Source organism: Dactylosporangium sucinum (assembly GCF_014647515.1).
In the GTDB taxonomy this organism is placed as follows: Bacteria; Actinomycetota; Actinomycetes; order Mycobacteriales; family Micromonosporaceae; genus Dactylosporangium; species Dactylosporangium sucinum.
In genome coordinates this window covers 142,683-164,307 of sequence record NZ_BMPI01000021.1, presented here as the reverse complement: position 1 = coordinate 164,307, position 21,625 = coordinate 142,683, and the positions used below count along the sequence as shown (strand labels likewise).

The 21,625-nt window shown below is 72.0% G+C and carries 19 protein-coding genes and 1 pseudogene; 13 read left to right on the top strand and 7 right to left on the bottom strand.

Annotated features, from left to right (window positions below; all coding sequences use genetic code 11):
* Positions 1 to 268: 268 nt before the first annotated feature.
* Positions 269 to 1,141, top strand: coding sequence for an alpha/beta fold hydrolase (locus tag IEZ31_RS22610; RefSeq protein WP_190251919.1), 873 nt, complete (start codon positions 269 to 271; stop codon positions 1,139 to 1,141).
* On the opposite strand, the gene IEZ31_RS22605 is transcribed toward IEZ31_RS22610, so the two are convergent.
* Together IEZ31_RS22605 and IEZ31_RS22600 are read right to left on the bottom strand one after the other, a co-directional pair.
* On the bottom strand, positions 1,130 to 2,281 hold the full coding sequence (locus tag IEZ31_RS22605) for a trans-sulfuration enzyme family protein (RefSeq protein WP_190251918.1): 1,152 nt from the start codon (positions 2,279 to 2,281) through the stop codon (positions 1,130 to 1,132). The genes IEZ31_RS22610 and IEZ31_RS22605 overlap by 12 nt on opposite strands.
* 59 nt (positions 2,282 to 2,340) lie before the next feature.
* A complete protein-coding gene (locus IEZ31_RS22600) occupies positions 2,341 to 3,564 on the bottom strand; it encodes an alpha/beta fold hydrolase (protein ID WP_190251917.1) in 1,224 nt (407 codons plus the stop codon).
* 77 nt (positions 3,565 to 3,641) lie between these two features.
* Between IEZ31_RS22600 and IEZ31_RS22595 the strand changes: the two genes are divergently transcribed.
* The gene (locus tag IEZ31_RS22595; protein WP_229835742.1) at positions 3,642 to 4,229 is read left to right on the top strand and encodes a C40 family peptidase; all 588 of its coding nucleotides are present in this window, start codon (positions 3,642 to 3,644) and stop codon (positions 4,227 to 4,229) included.
* Positions 4,230 to 4,264: 35 nt separating this feature from the next.
* Here IEZ31_RS22595 and IEZ31_RS22590 read toward each other — a convergent pair whose 3' ends face one another.
* Positions 4,265 to 6,373 (bottom strand): acetate--CoA ligase family protein, encoded by a 2,109-nt coding sequence (locus IEZ31_RS22590; protein ID WP_190251916.1) that lies wholly within the window; start codon positions 6,371 to 6,373, stop codon positions 4,265 to 4,267.
* Between the two features lie 15 nt (positions 6,374 to 6,388).
* Positions 6,389 to 7,681 carry a CaiB/BaiF CoA transferase family protein gene (locus IEZ31_RS22585; RefSeq protein WP_190251915.1) on the bottom strand — a complete coding sequence of 431 codons (1,293 nt, stop codon included), beginning with the start codon at positions 7,679 to 7,681 and terminating at the stop codon, positions 6,389 to 6,391.
* A gap of 655 nt (positions 7,682 to 8,336) precedes the next feature.
* On the opposite strand from IEZ31_RS22585, the gene IEZ31_RS22580 reads away from it, so the two are divergent.
* From IEZ31_RS22580 to IEZ31_RS22540, 9 genes are all read left to right on the top strand, one after another.
* Positions 8,337 to 9,428, top strand: coding sequence for an ABC transporter substrate-binding protein (locus IEZ31_RS22580; RefSeq protein ID WP_229835741.1), 1,092 nt, complete (start codon positions 8,337 to 8,339; stop codon positions 9,426 to 9,428).
* Between the two features lie 6 nt (positions 9,429 to 9,434).
* Positions 9,435 to 10,352, top strand: a complete 918-nt coding sequence (locus tag IEZ31_RS22575) for a helix-turn-helix domain-containing protein (protein WP_190251914.1) — start codon at positions 9,435 to 9,437, stop codon at positions 10,350 to 10,352.
* A 9-nt stretch (positions 10,353 to 10,361) separates the two neighbouring features.
* A complete protein-coding gene (locus IEZ31_RS22570) occupies positions 10,362 to 12,068 on the top strand; it encodes a UGSC family (seleno)protein (RefSeq protein ID WP_190251913.1) in 1,707 nt (568 codons plus the stop codon).
* Positions 12,065 to 12,343, top strand: coding sequence for a hypothetical protein (locus IEZ31_RS22565; protein WP_190251912.1), 279 nt, complete (start codon positions 12,065 to 12,067; stop codon positions 12,341 to 12,343). The genes IEZ31_RS22570 and IEZ31_RS22565 overlap by 4 nt, the downstream gene beginning before the upstream one ends.
* Before the next feature lie 52 nt (positions 12,344 to 12,395).
* Positions 12,396 to 13,247, top strand: coding sequence for an ABC transporter ATP-binding protein (locus IEZ31_RS22560; RefSeq protein WP_229835740.1), 852 nt, complete (start codon positions 12,396 to 12,398; stop codon positions 13,245 to 13,247).
* Positions 13,237 to 14,127, top strand: a complete 891-nt coding sequence (locus IEZ31_RS22555; protein WP_190251911.1) for an ABC transporter permease — start codon at positions 13,237 to 13,239, stop codon at positions 14,125 to 14,127. Before IEZ31_RS22560 ends, IEZ31_RS22555 begins: the two co-directional genes overlap by 11 nt.
* A gap of 8 nt (positions 14,128 to 14,135) precedes the next feature.
* A complete protein-coding gene (locus IEZ31_RS22550) occupies positions 14,136 to 15,407 on the top strand; it encodes a CaiB/BaiF CoA transferase family protein (RefSeq protein WP_190251910.1) in 1,272 nt (423 codons plus the stop codon).
* Positions 15,408 to 15,492: 85 nt separating this feature from the next.
* The gene (locus tag IEZ31_RS22545) at positions 15,493 to 16,005 is read left to right on the top strand and encodes an FAS1-like dehydratase domain-containing protein (RefSeq protein WP_190251909.1); all 513 of its coding nucleotides are present in this window, start codon (positions 15,493 to 15,495) and stop codon (positions 16,003 to 16,005) included.
* Entirely contained in the window at positions 16,002 to 16,493 is a 492-nt protein-coding gene (locus IEZ31_RS22540; protein WP_190251908.1) for a hotdog family protein, read from the top strand. The genes IEZ31_RS22545 and IEZ31_RS22540 overlap by 4 nt, the downstream gene beginning before the upstream one ends.
* Before the next feature lie 61 nt (positions 16,494 to 16,554).
* Here the strand turns inward: IEZ31_RS22540 and lysS are convergent, their stop codons facing one another.
* Complete coding sequence (gene lysS, locus IEZ31_RS22535) at positions 16,555 to 18,207, bottom strand: lysine--tRNA ligase (protein WP_190251907.1); 1,653 nt, start codon at positions 18,205 to 18,207, stop codon at positions 16,555 to 16,557.
* Between the two features lie 396 nt (positions 18,208 to 18,603).
* Between lysS and IEZ31_RS58895 the strand changes: the two genes are divergently transcribed.
* Both IEZ31_RS58895 and IEZ31_RS22525 read left to right on the top strand, forming a co-directional pair.
* Positions 18,604 to 19,923 (top strand): chitosanase, encoded by a 1,320-nt coding sequence (locus IEZ31_RS58895; RefSeq protein ID WP_308429426.1) that lies wholly within the window; start codon positions 18,604 to 18,606, stop codon positions 19,921 to 19,923.
* Positions 19,924 to 19,984: 61 nt separating this feature from the next.
* Positions 19,985 to 20,815, top strand: coding sequence for a HEAT repeat domain-containing protein (locus IEZ31_RS22525; RefSeq protein ID WP_190251906.1), 831 nt, complete (start codon positions 19,985 to 19,987; stop codon positions 20,813 to 20,815).
* A 10-nt stretch (positions 20,816 to 20,825) separates the two neighbouring features.
* On the opposite strand, the pseudogene IEZ31_RS22520 reads toward IEZ31_RS22525, so the two are convergent.
* Positions 20,826 to 20,939, bottom strand: a pseudogene (locus tag IEZ31_RS22520) (HIT family hydrolase); the annotation flags it as partial.
* Between the two features lie 11 nt (positions 20,940 to 20,950).
* Positions 20,951 to 21,586 (bottom strand): TetR/AcrR family transcriptional regulator, encoded by a 636-nt coding sequence (locus tag IEZ31_RS22515; protein WP_190251905.1) that lies wholly within the window; start codon positions 21,584 to 21,586, stop codon positions 20,951 to 20,953.
* Positions 21,587 to 21,625 lie beyond the last annotated feature (39 nt).

Genomic DNA, 21,625 nt, shown 5'->3' with positions numbered 1-21,625 from the left:
TAGACGTTGAAGTTGCTGTCGTAGTCCGACTCGCTGCCCGAAGCCGACTGCAGGTGCTCCAGCTCGCCGCTCTCGGCGCCCGCCTCGTAGTGGCCGTAGTCGAAGTCGCTCATCCGTATCTCCCTGGTTCGCTGTGGTCGTTGCCGTTGAGAAGAACGGTACGGGCGCGCGGGACCGGACGAATCCCGGAAACGTGCCAGGGCGAAGGTCGGGATGAGCCTCCTCGGTGCCGCCGGCCCACCCGCCGCCGGTGCCGCAGGCTGCTGCCATGGACCGTCCCACCCATCACCGGTACGCCGTCGTCGACGGCCACCAGCTGTTCTACCGCGAGGCCGGGCCGCCGGAGGCCCCCGCGGTCGTGCTGCTGCACGGCTTCCCGGCCAGCTCGTACATGTTCCGCCGGCTCATCCCGGCGCTCAGCGAGCGGTACCACGTCATCGCCCCGGACATGCTCGGCTTCGGCCTGTCGGACGCGCCGGCCGGCTTCGGCTACACGTTCGACGCGCTCACCGAGCTGACCGCGGGACTGCTCGACCAGCTCGGCGTCGAGCGGTACGCCATCTACGTCCAGGACTACGGGGCGCCCGTCGGCTGGCGGCTCGCGCTGCGCCCGCAACGGCCGGTGACGGCCATCATCACCCAGAACGGCAACGGCTACGAGGTCGGCTTCAACCCCGAGTTCTGGGGGCCGATCTGGGCGTACGCCGCCGACCCCACGCCGGCGACGGAGGCGCCCGTGCGCGAGGCGCTGGAGCTCGACGCGGTGCGCTGGCAGTACATCGAGGGCACGCCCGACCCGAGCGTGATCGCACCCGAGAACTGGCTGCACGACCACGAGCTGCTGCGCCGCCCCGGCAACGACGCCATCCAGCTCGCCCTCTTCCGCGACTACCCGTCGAACCTGCACGTGTACCCGCGGCTGCACGAGTACCTGCGCCGGGCGCACCCGCCGGTGCTGGCCGTGTGGGGCCGCAACGACCGGATCTTCGACCCGGCGGGCGCGCTCGCGTTCCGCGAGGACGTCCCCGACGCCGAGGTGCACCTGCGCGACGGCGGGCACTTCCTGCTGGAGAGCGACTTCGACACGGTGGCGACGTACACCCGCGAGTTCCTCGGCGAGATCCTCGCGCTACACCGATAGGGCCTGCCGCAGGTCGGCGATGATGTCCTCCGGCTCCTCCAGGCCGATGGACATCCGCAGCATGCCCGGGTCGATGCCGGACGCCGTCCGCTCCTGCTCGGTCTGGTGCGTGAAGACCAGCGACGCCGCGTGGGTGATCAGCGTCTCGGTGCCGCCGAGGCTGACCGCGTTGTGCGCCAGCCGCGTGGCTTCGACGACGCGTTGGGCGGCGGCCTCGGTACCGAGGGTGAAGCTCAGCATCCCGCCGAAGCCCGCCATCTGGCGCCCGGCCAGCTCGTGCTGGGGGTGCTCCGGCAGGCCCGGGTAGTGCACCGCCCGCACCGCCGGGTGGCCCTGCAGGAACGCGGCGACCGCCAGGCCGTTGGCGTTGTGCCGGGCCATCCGCAGCGGGAACGTCTTGAGCCCGCGGGCCAGCAGCCACGCCTCGAACGGGTGGCAGACCGGCCCGAGCACCCGGGCCGTCTCCCAGGCGCGGGCGATGAGCTGCGCCGAGCCGGTGAGGACGCCGGCGGTGACGTCGCTGTGGCCGTTGAGGTACTTCGTCGCCGACTGCACCACCAGGTCGACGCCGAGGTCGAGCGGGCGGGTGTTGTACGGGGTGGCGAACGTGTTGTCGGCGATGAGCAGCGCGTTCGGGGCGGCGGCGCGGACGGCGGCGAGGTCGGTGAGCGTCATCGTCGGGTTGCTCGGCGTCTCCACGTAGACGACGTCCGTCGCCGGGCCGACGGCGGCGGGGACGTCCTGCTGCGGTACCAGATCGACGTGCACGCCCAGCGAGGGCAGAACGGTCCGCAGGAGCGTCAGCGCCGCCGTGTAGTGGCTGGTCTGCGCCACGACCCGGGTCCCGGCCCGGACGTTGGACAGCAGCGCCGCGCTCACCGCCGCCATCCCGCTGCCGACGAGCAGCGCCGCCTCGGCCCCGTCCAGCTTCGCCAGGATCGTCTCCGCCTCCCGCGCGTTCGGCGAGCCGTAGCGGGTGTAGAACGCGGCGGGCGCGACGGCGGCGGCGATCTCCGCGGCGGCGGGGGAGCGGGGCAGCTCGTACGTGCTCGTCTGGTAGATCGGCAGGGTCAGCGGGGTGCCGCCCGGTCCGTGCGGTACGGCGGGGTGCAGCAGGTCGGTCATGCTCGGGTGTTCCATGCGGCCAGTATCTGCGCTGCTGCCGGGCTTCTTGAGGGCCAACCGCGCACGGGTGGCCCTTACACCTCGCCCCCGGTCATGCGGATGAGCCGGTCGAGGACGGCGCCGCGGCTGACCCGCAGCCCGTCGTGCTCGTACTCGTTGGTGACCCAGATCCGGGTGTTGCCGATGCTGCTCGCGGTCTGCTCGGACAGCTCCCGGTCGACGTACATGTCGTCGTGGTAGACGGCGGCGGCGACGGGGACCGTGTTGGTGCGCAGTCGTTGCGGGTCGTAGAGCGCCGGCCAGTCCGCCTTGGCGGCCAGCAGGTCGGCCACCTCGGCGAACGCGGGGTCGACCGTCCCGGGGTAGATCATCTCGCCGGTGAACAGGACCGGGTCCTGGAACCGCGGGAACTCGTCGCGGACGCGGTGCGCGGCCCACGCGGTCGGGCCGCCCTGGGCGTAGCAGGCCTCGTGCAGCAGGGCGTAGAGCGGCGCGCCGGTGAGGTCGAGCCGGTGCCGGACCTCGGCGAGGAAGGCGTCGGACAGCACGCCGGGTGCCTCGAACGCGTCCTCGACCAGGTAGTGCAGCTCGTGGGAGCCGGTGCTGGAGCCGAGCGCGAGCCCGAGCGACCGGAACGCTTCGACGGTGATCCCGGTGTTCGCCAGCGCTTCCGTGATGGCCCGGACCTTCTGGACGTCACCCGGATACCGGGCGTAGTGGGCGTCGTTCTTGGCCGCGACCCGCGGGTAGGTGGCCCGGTACACGTCGTCGGCGGTGGCGTGCAGCCCCGGCAGCCCACCGGTGATCATGACGTCGCGGAGTCCTTCGGGGGCGAACGACAGGTAGGTCACCGCGCAGAACCCGCCGAAGCTCTGCCCGAGCACGCTCCACGGCCGGTCGCCGCCGAGCTGCCGGCGGATCAGCTCGGCGTCCCGGACGATGGCGTCGGCCCGGAAGTGCGCGAGGTACTCGGCCTGCCGCCGCGGATTGCCGCGGGCCCGGACCCGTTGCCGGGTGACCCGGGTCGACCGCCCGGTCCCGCGCTGGTCGAGCAGCAGCACCCGGAAGTCCTGGAGGGCCCGGTCGAGCCAGGCGTCCCGCCCGATCGGCCGCGGCGCACCGTGCCCGGGCCCGCCCTGCAGGAACAGCAGCCACGGCAGGTCGTCGCCGGCCTGCCGGGACGCCACGACCTCCCGGGCGAACACCGTGATCCGCTCCCCGGCCGGGTCCTGATGATCGAGCGGTACCTCGAACGTGTGGTCGGTCAGCACCGTTCCCGGATGGTGGAAGCTCGTCATGGCTCCGTACGCTACCGGCGCCGCTGTTGGTCGCCGAATTGCCCGTATTTGCGAGTAATGTTCGCTACCGTGCCGTCATGAGCTATCACGTACCCCTCGCGCTCCTGTCGCTGTTCGCGGCGCTGTTCGTGCCGGCTGCCCCGGCGTCGGCCGCCCCGCCGGACTCGGTGGTGGTGGTTGCGGGCGACACGCTGTGGGCCCTGTCCCGCCGCTACGGCACGACGGTGGCCGAGCTGCAGCGGCTGAACAACCTGGGCACGTCGACGCTGATCAGCATCGGCCAGACGCTGCTCGTGTCGGACTCGCGGGCCCGCAAGGTGGCCCTGGCGGTGGCGTACGCCGAGGCCCAGGTGGGCAAGCCGTACAGGTTCGCCACGGCGGGCCCGGACACGTTCGACTGCTCGGGCCTGGTGATGCGGGCGTGGGAGGCCGCGGGCGTGGACCTCCCGCGGGTCACCTACGACCAGATCAAGGTGGGCACCCGGGTGGCGAGGCCGGACCTGCGCGCGGGCGACCTGGTCTTCACCAACAACGGCGGCCACGTGGTCCTGTACATCGGCAACGGCGAGATCATCAACGCGGGCCACACCGGCGTCACGGTGGCCCGCCAGCCGCTGATGGCCGCCGAGAAGGTCGTCGCCTACGTGCACCTCACGGACATCTAGCGCGCCGGCCGCGTGGTTGGTCCGGTGGTTGCGGGTCAGCGTGCGGTGGCCAGCGCGTCGAGCGCGACGGCGCCGTCGGGTAGCGCAACGAGCGGGTTGATGTCGAGCTCGGCGAGCTCGCCGGACAGGTCCCGTGCCAGCTGCTGCACCCGCATCACGACGTCGACGACGGCGTCGAGGTCGGCGGCCGGCCGCCCCCTGCTGCCCAGGAGCAGCGGAAGCCCTCTGACCTCGCGGACCATGCGCAGCGCCTCGTCCCGGTCGAACGGCGGCACGCGGAACGTCACGTCGCGGTACACCTCGACCGACACGCCGCCGATGCCGAACATGACGGTCGGTCCGAACAATTCGTCCGTGGCGATGCCCACCACGGTCTCCACACCGCCGGAGACCTGCTCACACACCAGCACACCGTCGATCGGCGTGCTGGTCGCCGCGGCGGCCCGCTCGACCATCCGGGCGTAGACCTCCCGGACCTCGCGTCCGGAACCCACCCCCACCTGCACCAGTCCGAGGTCGGTCTTGTGCGGGAGCTCGGCGCCGGCGACCTTGAGCACCACCGGGTAGCCGAGCGAGGACGCCGCGGCCACGGCCTCGGTCGCGCTGGTGCAGAGGATGTCCCTGCTGGTCCTGATGCCGTAGGCCGACAGCAGTTCCTTGGAGCGGTGCTCCGGCAGGACGGCGCCCGGCACGAGCAGCGCCCGCGCCGCGCCGGCCCCGGGCGACGTGCCGAGGTCCATCGAGCCGCCCCAGCCGGACCGGTACCGCCGGGCGAACGCGTGGTACTCGAAGAACGCCCGGACCGCGGTCACGCAGTTGCCGAACGTGCGGAACACCGGTAGCGACGAACCGAGCAGAGCGTCCCGGTACGCCGGCTCGGTGCCGGCGGGCGAGCCCCAGACGACGCACACCGGCTTGTCGGTCGTCGCGGCGACGGCGATGAGGTCGTCGACGAGCTTGTCGCTCATCGGGGGGAATGCCCCGGTGATGGGCACGACCAGCACGTCGACGTTGGGGTCGGCGACGATGGTGTCGAGGATTCTGCGGCCCCGCCAGTCACCGGTCGGGTGGCCGCCGTTGTCGACCGGGTTGTTGATCCGTAGATAGCCCGGGATCCATTCGCGCAGGGCGACCTGGGTGTCCGGGGTCAGCTCGGGCAGTCGCAGGCCGGCGGCGGTGAGCAGGTCGGCCATGTGCGCGCTGGTCCCGCCGGAGATCGAGTACACGCACACGCCATCACCGCGCGGGGGTGCCGAACGCGCCAGCATCGCCGCGGTGTCGAGGAGTTCGTCGAGGCCGTCCACCCGGGTCACGCCGTACTGCCGCATCACCGCCGAGACGACCGCATCGGCACCGGTGAGGTGACCGGTGTGCGACTTCGCCCACGACCTGCCCACGTCCGTGCGCCCGACCTTGACCGCCACGATGGGCACCCCGCGGCGGGCCGCGTGGTCGGCCGCGAGCTGGAAGGTCCGGCCGTCCTTGAACCCCTCGATGTAGGCGGCGATCGCCCCGGTGCCGGGCCGGTCCGCGAAGTACCGGATGAAGTCGGCCGACTCCAGGTCCGCCTCGTTGCCCGTGGGCGCCCAGTGGCTGAAGCGGATCCCGATCTCCTGTCCCTGGAAGACCGGGCGGCCCTGGTGTCCGCTCTGCGTGATGAGGGCGATCGGTCGGCCCGGCAGGTCGTCGCGGAAGCTCTCGAAGGCGTTGAGGTTGGTGTTGGGTCCCAGCAGGCGCACGCCGCCGGTGGCGAGCAACTCCTCCAGGCGCCGCTGGCGTTCCTCGCCCTCCTGCCCGGACTCCGAGAACCCGGCGGCGAACAGCACGGCGAACCGCGCTTTCTTGGCGATGACCTGTTCCAGCGCCCCCATGGCGTCGGCGACCAGGATCACCGCGAGGTCGAGCTCGTCCGGGACGTCGAGCACGCTCGGCAACGAGGGGATCCCGTCGACAGTCTCCTTGTTGGGGTTGACCGGATAGACGCGGGCGCCCGCCCGCTCGGCCCAGGCCCTGATCCGGCCCCAGTTGAGGGTCGTCGGCCGTCCAGGGGTGTCGGAGGCACCGATCACCGCCACCGTCTCCGGACGGAAGAACCGGTCGAGATCGACCTCGCGCAGCGTGTCGTGCCCTGCTGGGTTCGCCATGTCACCACTTTCTCGTCAAGAGCTTGCTACGTCGGGGTGGCCGGTCGGTTCGCCGGGGACGGCGCCCGAGGCGCGGAGCCGGTCGATGTGCTCCGGGGCGTAGCCGAGCACGTCGGACAGGATCTCGGCGGTGTGCTGTCCGGGCGAGGGCGCGCGGCGCGGACGGTGGCGCGGCTCGCCCACCACGTTGACCGGGGTCGGGAGCAGGTCCGCGCCGTACTCGGCCGCCGGCAGCCACGGCATCCGTTCCCGGAACTGCGGGTCGGCGAGGATGGACGCCGGGCCGTTGACCGGCGCGATGGGACAGTTCACGGCGAGCCCGAACGCCACCCACTCGGCGGTGGTGCGCGCTTCGAAGATCTCCTGGAGCTGGCCGCGGAGCCGCCGGTCCCCGGTCGCGTGGTCGGCGTAGCGGCTGCCGGGACGCGCCTCGTACAGGTCCTCCCGCCCCACGCCCCGGCAGAAGTTCTCCCAGAACTCCCGCTCGGAGGCCATGAAGAGCACGTGCCCGTCGCCGCTGCGGTAGTACTGGTAGCGCACCGCCTCCTCCATGCCGCCCGGCCCGGGGACCCGGCGCTCGCCCCCGTCGGCCGGGTTGCCGGTGACGTCGGGCTCCGGTCGCTCGTAGGCACGGGATCCCTCGATCGGCAGCCAGTTGGCCGCCGCGGCGGCGTCGCTCTGCGCGATGTCGAGCTGGCAACCCCGTCCGGTCGTGCGGGCGCGCAGCAGCGCGGCGGCCACGGCCATCGCGGCCCAGACCGGGCCCACCTTGGTCCCGATGCTCGTGTGGTCGGCGAGGTAGGTGGCGCCCTGCGTGTCCACGCCGGGCGGTGCCACCCCGGCCCACGCGTCGAAGCCGACCCCATGCGACGGCAGGTCGCTGTACGGGCCGGTCAGGCCGAAGCCGGACAGGGAGCAGAACACTATCGCCGGGTTCACCTCGCGCAGCCGGTCATAGCCGACCCCGCGGCGGTGCAGCGCTCCCGGGCGCATGCCTTCGACGACCACATCGGCGGAACGGACCAGGTCGAGGAACACCTCGACCCCCTCGGGCGTGCGCAGGTCCAGCTCGATGCTGCGTTTGCCCCGGTTGACGTGCCAGTGCAGGATCGACACGCCGTCGACGAACGGCCAGCCCAGCCGGCGGATGTAGTCACCGCCGGGTGCCTCGACCTTGATCACGTCGGCGCCGAGGTCACCGAGGATCATGCCGAGGGAGCCGGGTTCGAGCAGCGAGCACTCGACGACCCGTACCCCGGCCAGCAACCCCGTCGCCCCCGAATCCCTGGACTCCGCCGAGTCCGCCATCGTCAGACCTCCCGCTGTCGGTGCGCTCGGTTCCGGCGGTCCATGACCGTAGCCATGCCCCGCCCGCCGCTCACGCACATCGTGTCCAGCCGAACTACTCGTCGTCCCGGCTGCGCCCGGCCGCGCGGGTGCACGCAGCAGCGGTGTGCCGTCACGCCGGGAACGTCATCGAGCCTCGCAGCACCGCGACCATCTGCGCCGGACCGCACCCTTGCCCGCCGGCCGGCTGACCGGGCAGGAGCTGGGAACCCTCGGCTGAGCCGGGTCGGGGTTCCTGGTCGGGCGCCGCACGCACGATCGTCACGGCCGGGCGTGTCGGCCCGTGCATCGCGAAGCGATCCCTCGTGCGCCACCGGCCTCCGACGGTGCCGCGGCAAGGATGACCGCCTCGGCATGGAGCCCCGGTGAGGGAATGTAGCAAGCGCTTGGTCGAAGGGTAGGCAGTGTGGCTCCGCCTCGTCAACAGCGCGGTCTGCGGCAAGCGATCGAGGCGGACGGCGCGGGGACGGGCCGCTGCCGGGGCATCGGACGAAATCAAGCAAACGCTTGACCGACTACGGGGCCGACCCTACGATCGGTCCCGCAGCCACGTCGGTTGCATATACAACCGGAGGGTCGCGTGGGAAAGACCTTGAGGTATGTAGCGCCGTTACTGGTGGCCGTCCTTGCCACCGCAGGATGCGCGTCCAAGACGAAGACCACCGATGCCCCGGCGGGACCCGCGGTCACCGGCAAGATCGATCCCGTCGCCGGGTGTGAGAACGCATGGACCGACCCGGCCGACCGGAGCCCGACCCGCAAGGCCGCCCGCTGCAAGCCCGGATTCCCCGAGCCGCAGCCGCTGCAGGAGCGCACGAAGTTCGTCATCGCGCTGACCACCAAGTCCGCCGAGCTGCAGGGCCCGATGTACTGGGCGCAGGCGAAGGGTGAGTTCGCCAAGGAGAACCTCGACGTCGAGATCAAGATCGTCCCACCCGCCGACGCGCTCAGCCTGCTCGCGAGCGGGCAGCTCGACGCCTGGCAGTCGGGTCCGGACGCGTCGTTTCACAACGCGCTGAACCAGGGGTATGACCTCCGCTGGGTCGCCGGCAACTACAGCGAGGCGCCGGAGTCCAAGAGTGGCCTGTGGGCGGTCGGCAAGAACGACATGTCGAAACTGCGTGGCGGCAAGGTCGGCTCGGCCGCCGGGATCGGCAGCACGATCCTGCTCCCGATCAGCCAGGCCCTCGCCAAGGGCGGGCTCACCGTCAAGGACGTCACGTTCCAGACGCTCAAGCCCAGCGAGCAGCTCACCGCGCTGGAGAACGGCGCCATCGACGCTGCCTGGCTGCTCACCCCCGCGTGGAACCAGGTTGTCGACCGCCCCACCTACAACTTCCTCGGCGGACAGCCGCCCGGCGAGCCGCTCGGCGGGCTGATCTACGGCCCGAAGCTGCTCCGCGAGCACCGTGACGTGGGTGTGGCGTTCATGCGCGCCTACTTCCGCACCATCAGCACCTACTTCACCGGCGACTACAAGGCCGACGCGAACTTTCTCAACGAGCTCGCCCCGCTGCTCGACCTCAAGCCCGAGACGCTGAAGTCCACGCCGCCACTGGTCTTCGACTGGGAGATCCGGGCGGGCACCTCCAAGGCCATGCAGGAGGTGTGGCTGCAGACCGGTGCGATCCGCTACGCCACGCCGCTGCCCGAGGAGAGGGTCGTCGACAGGTCGCTGTACCAGCTGGTCGTCGGCCACCAGGGTTAGGTCGGTATGCCAAGACGTTCCAACACCACCGCGCGCGTCGTGGCCGTCATGGAGTTCCTCGCCGGCCACACCGGCGAGGCGCTCGGCCTGTCGGAGCTGTCCCGGGAGCTCGGCATCAACAAGGCCACGCTGCTGAGCATCATCAGCACGCTGCTCGACGACGGGTGGCTCCTCCAGCACCCGACGACGCGCTGCTACAGCCTCGGTCCGACGCTCATCGGCGCCGGTTCGGCGGCGCTCGGGCGGTTCCCGGACACCGGCCCGATCCGGCCGCTCATGGACCGGTTCGCCGCCGGGTACGACGTCGGCTGCGTGGCCGTGGCGGTCGCCGAGGGTCAGCTCGTCGTGCTGTCCCGCTCCGGGTTCGGCGACCCGCTGCACGGCCTCGCCCGGTCGGGCGTGCGGATGCCCTTCGCGCCACCGTTCGGGCTGGCACTGTCGGCGTGGTATCCGCCGGGCCGATTCGACGCCTGGATGGCGGCGGCGAACCCGCCGGTCGGCCCGGAGGAGATGCCCGGGCTGCTCGGTGACGTCGCCACGGCACGCGACCGGGGCTTCGTGGTCGGGCTCGACCTGCCGCCCGACCACGAACTCGCGCAGCAACTCCGGGCACAGCGCCTGGAGACCGCGGGGATCAGCACGGAACTGCTCGTCCACCTCGGACAGGCGCTGCGGCGGCACGGCTACCACCTGGACGACATCCGCCCGGCAGCGTCCTACCGGGTCAATCACATCTCGGTGCCGATCCTCGGCCCGCAGGGGGGTCCCGAGATCGCGCTCATGGTTCCGCTGCACCACGGCAAGCAGACCGGCGACCGGCTCGTCGAACTCGGGACCGGCCTGGTCGCGCTCGCGCAGGAGGCGGCTCGGGTCGCGCCCGGCGCGGGAGCCGGCGCACGCCAGGACGACACGAAACCAAGGTGAGGTGAAGCGATGGCACACACCCCGACCCAGGAGGAGGCCGCTGTGGACAGCCCCCACGATGACGCCGGCGCATCGTCCGGCCACCCGGGCACGGCGCGAGTCGAGGTGGTACGGCCCCTCGGCATGTCGCCGGCGGCGCAGCGCGGCATGGCGCCCGCGCCCGTGCGCCGCGACCGACTCCGCGTCGCATTGGTGAGCAACGGCAAGGTCAACGGCAGCGAGCTGCTGTTGGCGGTGGCCCGCCACCTCGGTGCGTCCCTTCCGGACCTGGAGGCGCGCCACTACCGCAAGCCCTCGGTGAGCGTCCCGGCCACCGACGAGGACATCGCCGAGATCGCCGCCACCGCCGACGCCGTGGTCGCCGCGATCGGCGACTGCGGGTCCTGCTCCTCCCGGACGATCCGGGACGCCATCGACTTCGAGGCGCTGGGGATCCCGTCGGTCGCGATCATCGCCGACGCGCTCGTCAGCCCGGTCGACTACATGCGCAGGCTCTCCGGGATGCCGGACTACCCGTTCGCCGTCACGAAGTTCCCGGTCGGCAACCTCACCGCCGAGGAGACCGAGGCGCGGGCTGTCGTGCTGGCCCCCGAGATCGAGCGCCTGCTGTTCACCGGACGCCCGGCCCGGACCCACGACGGCGCCACTCCGGCAGCGACCGCCCACGCCGAGGCCGAGACGCCGAACCCCGAGACGTTCGGGTCCGCCGACGCCGCGCTCGCGGAGTTCTACGGGCGCGGTTGGACCGACGGCCTCCCCGTCGTCGTACCGACCCGGGCGAAGGTGGCGCAGATGCTCGACACCGTGGGCCTGCCGGCCGGGCACGTCGTGTTCCGGATTCCCACCCGCAACGACCTGACCGTCACCGCAGAGGTCGTCGCCGCCAACGCCGTCATGGCCGGGGCGCTGCCCGAACACTTCCCCGTCGTGCTCGCCGCCGCGCGGGCACTGGGCCGGCCCGAGTACAACCTGCACGGCCACACCGCCACGCTGTCGGGCGCGCAGCAGATCGTCATCGTCCACGGCCCGGTGCGCGACCGGATCGGGCTCAACAGCGGCGAGGGCGCGCTCGGCCCGGGCACCCGGGCCAACGCGACGATCGGCCGCGCGCTGCGGCTGCTGGTACGCAACGGCGCCCGGTCGGTGCACGGCAAGTTCGACCGGTCGACGTTCGGCCACCCGGGCCGCTACTCCTGGTGCTTCGGCGAGGCGGAGGACGACAGCCCGTGGACCCCGCTGACGACCGAGATGGGTCTGCCCGCGGGCACCGACGCGGTGAGCCTGTACGCCTCGGTGTGGCAGTCGTCGGTCATCTGCCACAGCCGTGACGCCGAGGAACTGCTCGGTCAGCTCGGGCTCGCGGCCCGCACCGCCTGCCACGTCAACTGGCTGCACCGCGACGTGGCGACCGACTCCAGCTTCTACGCCGGCCGGCCGTTCCTCTTCGTCGTCGGGCACGAGCATGCCGCGGTGCTCTCGGCCGGCGGGTACACCGACAAGGACACGATCCGCGCCTCGCTCTATGCGCGGCTCACCGGGCCGCACGAAACGCTGCGGGCGGCGGCAGTCGCCTCCCCGGAGCAGATCCGGCTCGTCTACGTGCACGCGACCGGGATGCAGCAAAGCTGGTTCTTCGCACCGTTCCAGAGCCATCACCTCGTGACGGAGCCGGTAGGCGACCAGTGGCGGCCGACAACAGAAGGGAAGCCGAGATGACGCAACAGTCCGAGCACGACGCTGCGGGCGCCGGGGACGCCGCGGCCGATGCGCTCGCCGGGATCGCCACCGCGTTCGCCGCCGACAACTACCGGATGGACGTCGTGACGACCGCCGGCAACGTCCGGCTCACCGTCAGGCCAGGACCGGGAGCCTGCGGTGAATGCCTCATCCCCGCGTCGCAGCTGCGTGCCATGGCGGCATCGGCACTCGCCGGTGGCCCACTGGCCGGACGGGACATCGTCGTGGACTACCCGCCGGAGGCCCAGCAATGAGCGCGCTGCGGCACCGCGGCCCGCAACCGGCACGCCGCTGGGGGGTGACCCTGTGAAGATCGGGATCCGCGACCTGACTCGCACCTTCGGCCGGGGGTCGAGGACGGTGGAGGCGCTCGGACCGGTGAGCCTTGATGTCGCGCCCGGCGAGTTCGTCTCCATCGTCGGCCCGTCCGGCTGCGGCAAGTCCACGCTGCTGCGCGCCGTCGCGGGGCTGGTACGGCCGAGCGGCGGCCGCATCAACATCCGCGTCGGCTCGCCGTACCCGGTAGCGATGATCTTTCAGGACTACGGCATCTACCCGTGGAAACGGGTGTTGGAGAACGTGCGCTTCGGACTGGACGTCCAGGGCGTCGACCGCAGGACCGCCGACGCGCGGGCACGCTACTGGCTGGAGCGGATGGGGCTGGCCGACTTCGCCGGAGCCTGGCCGGACAACCTCTCCGGCGGCATGCGCCAGCGGGTGTCGATCGCGCGGGCGATGGCCGCCGAGCCCGAGGTGCTGCTCATGGACGAGCCGTTCGCCGCCCTCGACGCCCAGTTGCGGTCGCTGCTGCAGGAGGAGCTGCTCGAGATCTGCCAGACCGAACAGCGGACCGTGCTCTTCGTGACCCACAGCCTGTCCGAGGCGATCCTGCTCGCCGACCGGGTCGTCGTCATGAGCGCGCGTCCGGGCCGGATCCTGCTGGACCGCACGGTGCCGTTCGACCGCCCGCGCAGCCCCGAGATCCGGCTGTCTGCGGAGTTCTCCGCGCTGGAGAACGAGCTGTGGCAGACCCTGCGGGTCGAGGTCAGTGGCCAACTCCGGCCGGTGCCGGGCGCGCCGGCCGACCGGCGCCCGGCCCGCACAGGACACGCGACGGGACGCGACAACCGAGGAGCGCGGGATGGCGATGACAACTGAGCGACGGCCCGGGCACGGCAGCCGTGGGCCCGACGCTACGGCCACGCGGACCATCGCCTACGGCCCCGGCCAGTCCGAGCTGGAACCGCAGCGGGCCCATCGCCGACGCCAGTCGCTGGAGATCAGTCTGGCGGTGGCGGTCCCGATCGCGTTGCTGGGGCTCTGGCAGGCCGCGTCCGATCTCGGCTGGATCGATGCCAGGCTCTACCCGACGCCGGTGACCATCGCCCAGACCGGATGGCGGCTGTCCACCGAGGGAGTGCTGTGGCACGACGTGTTCGCCACGATGCGCCGGGTGTTGTTCGGCTGGGGGATCGGCTCGGTCACCGGCGCCGTGCTCGGCCTGCTCATGGGCTGGGCTCCGCTCATCCGGCGGGCGCTTGAACCCACGCTCGACGCGCTGTACGTGGTGCCGAAGCTCGCCCTGCTCCCGATCCTGTTCAACATCTTCGGCCTCGGCGAGCGCTCACAGATCGCCCTGGTGGCGGTGACCGTCTTCTTCTTCGTCTGGATCGCCACCATGGCCGCGATCATGAGCGTGCCCATCGGCTACCGCGACAGCGCGGTCGTCTTCGGCGCGGGTCGCTGGCAGATGTTCCGGCACGTCCTGCTCCCCGCGTCACTGCCCCAGATGCTCGTCGGGATGCGGGTCGCGGCCGGGGTCGCCGTGCTGGTCATCGTCGCGGCCGAGTTCCTCGTCGGTCAGGACGGGCTGGGTTACCTCATCTTCAACTCGCGCAACCTGTTCATCAACGACGAGATGTTCGTGGGGATCGTCCTCGTCGCGCTCTTCGGGGTGCTCTTCGCCCAGCTCATCCGATGGGTGAGCCGGTTCCTCGTCCCATGGGCGCCGGAGGACCGCGGCGCACCCGACAACTAAGGGGTTCCATGCCGCCACACCTGGATCTCGGCGCGGTCGCGAACGCCGCCGCCGCCGACTTCGGCAAGCCACTGGACGGCGTGCGGGTCCTGGCCGCCGAGGGGATGCAGGCACTCCCGTACGCCACCCAGTTGCTGGCTCGCCTCGGCGCCGACGTGGTGAAGGTCGAGAGTCCGCGCGGCGGGGAGTCCGGCCGTGCCTCCAGGCCAGGCATCACCGATCCCGACGGGCGACACGTCGGAGCGACGTTCCTGCGCAACAACCTCGGCAAGCGCAGCGTGACGCTCGACCTGAAGCACCCCGAGGGCCGGGAACTGTTCACCGTGCTCGCCGGTCGCTTCGACGTGGTCGCCGAGAACTTCAAGCCCGGCACGATGGACCGGCTCGGGCTCGGCTACGGCGACCTCGCCGGGCGCTGGCCGCGGGTGGTGTACGTGTCGGTGTCGGGCTTCGGCAACACCGTCTTCGGCGGCGACAGTGTGTCGCCGTACCGCACCTGGCCGGCCTACGCCCCCGTGGTGGAGGCGATGTCCGGGATCTACGAGTATCGCCGTGAGGGTGACCGGCCGCCGCTCGTCGCCCCCATGGGCGGCGTCGCCGACATCGGCGCCGCCCTGTTCACGTCGGTGGGCATCCTCGCGGCGCTGCGGCACCGCGACCGCACCGGCCACGGGCAGTACCTCGACGTGTCCATGTTCGACTCGATCGTCGCGATCACCGACCTGGTGACCAACTTCTGGTCGCTGGGCATGCGGTCCGACGACGGCGGACCGCCGTTGATCATGCATTCCTGCCGGGCGTCCGACGGCTGGTTCGTCCTGCAGGTGGGGCGCGAACACCAGTTCACGGCACTCGCCGGCACGGTCGGCAGGCCGGAATGGACGAGCGACCCGCGCTTCGCCGAGCGCACGGGCTGGGTTGCGCACTTCGAGGAGGTCGTCCGCCCCGCCGTCGAGGCGTGGGCGGCCGGGCTCACGAGGGCACAGGCGTGCGCACTGCTCGCCGGGGCCGGCATCGCCGCCGGGGCGTGCCTCACCGCTGCGGAGGTCGTCGCGGACCCGCATGTGCGCGCACGCAACATGCTCGTGGCGATGCCGCGTCCCGACGGGGAGCCCGAGCCGGTGCTCGTGCCCGGAAACCCGGTGAAGCTGTCGAAGGTCGCCGACGGGCCGCAGCGGCGGGTGCCCTGGCTCGGCGAGCACACCGAGGAGGTGCTCTCCGGCGAACTCGGGCTCACCGCGGACGACCTCGCCAGGCTGCGCGAGGCGGGTGCCGTCTGAGCGCGACGCGGGGCACCGGGCGGGAAGCGCGCCGGACGATACGGCACATCGTGGCAGGACACGGAGTGGATGGAGGAACAACGACGTGAGCGGGCCGCAACGATGGTACGAGGAACTGGTCGGCATACCGCAGTACACCCAGGTGGCTGAGTTTCCGGTCGAGCAGGGCTACATCTGGACCGGATGCGCTTCGGTGGAGAACGGCAACCCGCTGTTCTGGGACGCCGACGCGGCGGCCGAGATCACGGGCGGACCGATCGCCCCGCCAACGATGCTCTCCACCTGGTTCCGCCCACACCACTGGGCACCGGACCGGGGCCTGGAACTGCTGCCGCTGCAGGCGCACTTCGACCTCAAGGAGCGGCTGCGCCTGCCCGAGGCGATCGTCTCGCACAACACGCTGGTCTTCCATGAGCCGGTCCGGGTAGGCGACACGATGACCACCAGCCAGGTGCTGCGGTCGGTGAGCGAGCCGAAGACGACCCGGCTCGGCACCGGGTTGTTCTGGGTCGTGGACGTGGAGTACCGCAACCAACGGGGGGACCTCGTCGGCGTGGACAGCTACACCTTCTTCGGCTACCGGAGGGACGGGCAATGACGAGCGTGGCCCGGGCGGTCAACCTGCTGCTGGCCGACGTGGCGGTGGGCGACCGGCTGCCGGAGGTGTCCCACGACGTGACGGCCACCAGCGTGGTGCTCGGCGCGCTGGCCACGCGGGACTGGCGGCCGATGCACCACGACCGCGACTTCGCGATCCACCACAGCGGCACGCGGGACATCTTCCTCAACACCCCCAACCAGGCGCACTGGTTCGAGCGGTGCATTGCTGACTGGGCGGGCCCGAGGGCCCGGCTCGGCCGGATGGAGTTCCGGATGCGTGCGTCGGTCTACCCCGGCGATCGGATGGTCGTCGCCGGCGAGGTGACCGAGGTGAGCACCGACGCCACGGGCTGCGGCTGGGTGACGCTCGCCCTGCGGCTCACGGTTGGCGACGAGGACCGGACCGTGTGCACCGCGCGGGTCGCCCTGCCGGTCGACGACGGCGACAACCCCTGGACCCGCCGCAGTACGCAGTGGAGGCCCTGAGCCGCCACCGTGCCGGACTTCCGCGACCGGCGCATCGCCGCGACCGTGGACCGGCGGCTGATCAGGCGATGAGCGCCCGGATCCGCTCGGCGCCCACCGCCAGCAGCAGCGTGGGCAGGCGCGGCCCCGACTCGCGGCCGACGATCAGGCGGTACAGCAGGGAGAAGAACTCCCGCTGCGCCACCTTCAGCTCCGGGGTCGGTGGCGTGTCGAGCGGCAGGCCGAGCTGGAGCTTCGGCACGCCGTACACCAGCGTCGTCAGGCCGTCGAGGGACCAGTGCGCGTCGAGGCCGCCCGCGAGGCGGGCCAGGGCGTCGCGCTGATCGTCGGTCAGGGACGACAGCAGCTCGGCGTCCGGATCGGCCCGGACGTGCGTGCGCTGCTCGGCGGGCACGCAGGTGGTGACCCACCGCAGCGCGCAGTCCAGCCGGGGGCGGGCCTCGTCGAGCGACACCACCGGGTCGGCCGGGTCGATGTCGGTCAGGATCCGCAGCATCTGGGCCGGGTCGCCGACGGTGATGTCGGCGACGGAGGCAAGCATCCGGTACGGCAGGGGCCGCGGCGTGGCCGGCAGCACGCCGAGCGCGGTGCTGGTGGCGCGGTGGTACGCGGCGGCGTCGGCCGGCGGGGCGGTGCCGGCGGCGGTCTTGCGCCCGAGCGTGTCCCACTCGTCGTACAGCCGCTGGATCTCGTCGTCGAAGGCGACCTTGAACGACTGGTTCGGCCGCCGCCGGCTGTACAGCCACCGCAGCAGCGACGGCTCCATGATCTGCAGCGCGTCGGCCGGCGTCGGGACGCCGCCGCGGGAACTGCTCATCTTCGCCATGCCGGCGATGCCGACGAAGGCGTACATCGGGCCGATCGGCGGCCGCCCGCCGAACACCTCGGCGACGAGCTGGCTGCCCACGACGTAGGACGAGCCGGGGGACGTGTGGTCGACGCCGGACGGCTCGAAGTGCACGCCCTCGTAGGCCCACCGCATCGGCCAGTCGACCTTCCACACCAGCTTCCCGGCGCGGTGCTCGCGCAGCAGGACCGTCTCGCCGTGGCCGAAGGAGCAGGTGTAGGTGAGCTCGGTGGTGTCGTCGTCGTAGGCGGTGACGGTGGTGGTGTCGCGCCCGCACACCGAGCAGTACGGCCGGTAGGGGTAGTAGCCGGCCGCGCCCTCGCCGTCCTCGTCGTTCTCCTCCGGGCGGATCTTCGTGCGGTACTTCGCGAGCACCGCGTCGATGTGCACCCGTTCGCGCATGGCGTGCAGGACCTGCTCCGTGTACGCCCCTTCGGTGTACATCGTCGTCTGGCTCACCGGCCGGTAGGTCACGCCCAGCTCGGCGAGCGACGCCGCCATCGCGGCCTTGAAGTGCTCGGCCCAGTTCGGGTGCTCGCTGCCGCGCGGCGCCGGCACCGCGGTGAGCGGCCGGCCGACGTGCTCCGCCCACGACTCGTCGACGCCGTCGAGCCCGGCCGGCACCCGCCGGAAGCGGTCGTAGTCGTCCCAGGACAGCAGGTGCACGCAGTCGTGGCCGCGCCGGCGGAGCTCGTCGGCGACGAGGTGCGGGGTCATGACCTCGCGCAGGTTGCCGAGGTGAATGGGGCCGGACGGGCTCAGCCCGGACGCGCACACGATCGGCGTGCCGGCCGGCCGGTCCTTGGCGGCCTCGATGACCTCGTCCGCGAAACGGGCGACCCAGTCGTCTCCGATACCTTCTGTCACACCCCTATTCAAGCAAGCTCGGATCCGGACTGCTCCAGCAGCGTCTCGACGCGTTCGAGCAGGGCGCCCGGCTCGAACGGCGTCGCGAGGTCGTCCTCGGCCACCAGCACCGTCGACATCGGGTCCTCCCGTTTTGGATATGCGGGCAAACTACCGCAACTATCGTAGATCGCGACATGAAGGCACCTCTCCTGCGGCGCGGTCCGCACGCACCGCGCGGCGTGTTCCTGCCGCATCGGCCGGTCGTGCCGGGCGGTGGCTGGGAGCGCCTCCAGCGCCGGTCGTCGGCAACCATAACGTGAAATGAAGTCTGCTTTAGGTCCGTTGACATCGAAGGTTCCGAATCAGCATCTTTGTCAGGAAAGTTACTTGACAGTTCTGGTTTGGAGGCGTCTCGTGAACCACCCCCTCAGGCTCGCCGGCCTGGGCGCCGCGGCCCTGCTCCTCGCCGGCTCGGTGACGACGGTCCTCGTCATGCGGGGGGCGGACGCGGCCACGGAGACCCTGCTCTCCCAGGGCCGGCCCGCCACGTCGTCGTCGGTCGAGAGCGCGTCGCTCGGCGCGGCCCAGGCCTTCGACGGCAACGGCGGCACCCGCTGGGGCAGCCTGGAAGGCGTCGACCCGCAGTGGATCCGCGTCGACCTCGGCGCGACGTACGCCATCACGCACGTGAACCTCGCCTGGGAGGCCGCCTACGGCAAGGCGTACCGCATCCAGACCTCGCCGGACGGCAACGCCTGGACGGACATCTACAGCACGACGAGCGGCGACGGCGGGACCGACGACCTCACGGGGCTGTCCGGGACGGGCCGCTACGTGCGGCTCTACGGCACGGCCCGCGGCACGCAGTGGGGCTACTCGCTGTGGGAGCTCAAGGTGTACGGCAACCCGGCGGCCGGCCCCTCGTCGAGTGCGTCCGCCTCGCCGTCGGTGTCGCCCTCGCCCTCCCGGTCCGCCTCGGCCTCCCCGTCCCCTTCGCGCTCGTCCTCATCGTCGCCGGTTCCCGGCAAGGACCTCACCGACCCGCGCAAGAAGGACATCGCCATGCAGCTGGTGTCCTCGGCCGAGAACTCCTCGCTGGACTGGAAGGCCCAGTACAAGTACATCGAGGACATCGGCGACGGCCGCGGCTACACGGCCGGCATCATCGGCTTCTGCTCGGGCACGGGCGACATGCTGGAGCTGGTCGAGCTGTACACCCAGCGCGTCCCCGGCAACGTCCTGGCCCGCTTCCTGCCGGCGTTGCGCACGGTGAACGGCACCGACTCCCACGCCGGCCTGGACGGCTTCGTCCCGGCGTGGCGCACCGCGGCGAGCGACCCCCAGTTCACCAGGGCCCAGGACGACGAGCGCGACCGGGTGTACTTCAACCCGTCCGTCCAGCAGGCCAAGGCCGACGGCCTGCGCGCGCTGGGCCAGTTCATCTACTACGACGCGATCGTCATGCACGGCCCGGGCAACAGCGGCGTCAGCTTCGGCGGCATCCGCAAGGCGGCCCTGGCCAAGGCCAAGCCCCCGGCCCAGGGCGGCGACGAGGCCACCTACCTGCACGCCTTCCTGGACGCCCGGGTGGCGGCGATGAAGACCGAGGAGGCCCACAGCGACACCAGCCGCGTGGACACGGCCCAGCGGGTCTTCCTCAACAACCGCAACTTCGACCTCAACCCGCCGTTGAGCTGGAAGGTCTACGGCGACCCGTTCACCATCCCCGCCTGAGCACGCACCGCACGGGCCCGGCCGGCGACCACCGGCCGGGCCCGGCCGTAGGATGGCCGGAGTGACCAGCACCGACCTTGACGGCCTGCGCGCCGGCGACCTCGAGACGCGCGAGGCGCACCTCTACGGGCTGCTCGACCGGGCCCGCGACGACGGCGACCCGTCGGCCGTCGCCAGCCTGCACGCGCTGGTCCGCGACTACGGCGACTACCATCGCTCGCTCTACACCCGGGCGATGAACCAGGCCGCCGTGTTCGCCGTCGCGGACCCGCCGGAGGACCTGCGCGAGGCGCTGCTCGCGGCGCTGGCCGACACGCGGTACAACTGCCAGGCCTGGGCGGCGATGGGGTGCGCCGCGATGGGGCTGCGCGAGGCGGTGCCGCAGCTGGTGCAGCTGCTGGACCATCCGCAGTGGATCGTCGTGGACGAGGCGGTCAAGGCCCTCGGCCGCCTCGGTGACGCCGGCACCGTGCCCGCGCTGCGGCCACTGCTCGCCGACGAGGTCGACTGGGTGCGGCTGCGCGCCGCCGAGGCGCTCGCGGAGATCGGGGGTCCGGAGGCACTCGAGGCGCTGTGGTACGAGTTCGAACACCGCCGGTTCGCGCGGATCGGGCACATCGCCAGCGCCCTTGCCGAGTTCGCCCCGGAGGTCATCCCGAGGCTGACGGCGGCGGCGGACGACCCCGACCCGAACCGGCGCTACTGGGCGGCCGTCGCGCTCGGCTCGACCGGCGACGAGCGCGTCGCGCCGACGCTGGAGCGGCTGCAGGCCGAGGACCGCGGCTCGACGGTGTTCGACGGCGAGGTCCGCGCCGCGGCGAAGAAGGCGCTGCGCACCCTGCGCCGCATCCAGGCGGCCATCGCCGCCCGCGAGGAGCGCCGGTCCGCGTGACGGCGGCCGCTCAGTCGGTGTCGGGGTGGCGGGGCGCTCCGCTGCACACGTGGAAATGCAGGTGCTTGGAGTCCTGGTAGCGGCCGAGGTTCGTCAGCACCTGACAGGCCCCGTGCTGCGCTTCCGTCGGCGTCGTCAGCGCGGCGGCAGGACCGCCGCGCGCAGCATGTGGGCGAGCCAGCCCTGGTAGGCGTCCTCCGGCCAGCCGGCGTCCAGGACCAGGGCCGCGTAGTGGGCCGGGTCGTTGAACAGCCACACCAGGTCGACCGCCCGCCGCTCGTCCGGCAGCGTCGTGAGCTCGGCGAGGCGCCGCACCACCATCGTCGCGCCCGCCCGGCGGTTCGCGCACAGCGTCCGCCACAGGTCGGCCGTCTCCGGGGCGTCGTCGGCGGCCCGGCGGACCGCCTCGAACAGCCGGGCCGCGCGCCGGCCGATGACCAGGCACACGTGCGCGTACGCCGACAGCGCGGCCGCGGCGTCCGGTGCCTGCAACACCGGGGCGAACCAGGGGCGCTCGGCCACCGGGACCGGCTCGTCGTCGCCGGCCAGCGCCACGTCGAGGACCTGTTTGAGCAGGGCCGGCTTCGAGCCGAACGCGGCGGTCACCGTCGGGCGGGCCACGCCCGCCACGGCGGCCACGTCGGCCAGGGACGTCGCCGCGTAGCCGCGGTCCTCGAACAGCCGCGCCGCCGCCGTGAGCACCGCCTCCCGGGTGCGCCGGGCGTGCTCCTCGCGGACCGGTGAGTGGTATCGCCGCTTGACCTCAGCCATCGATCCGCCATACTAACCGAATATTGACTAGACGGGAGT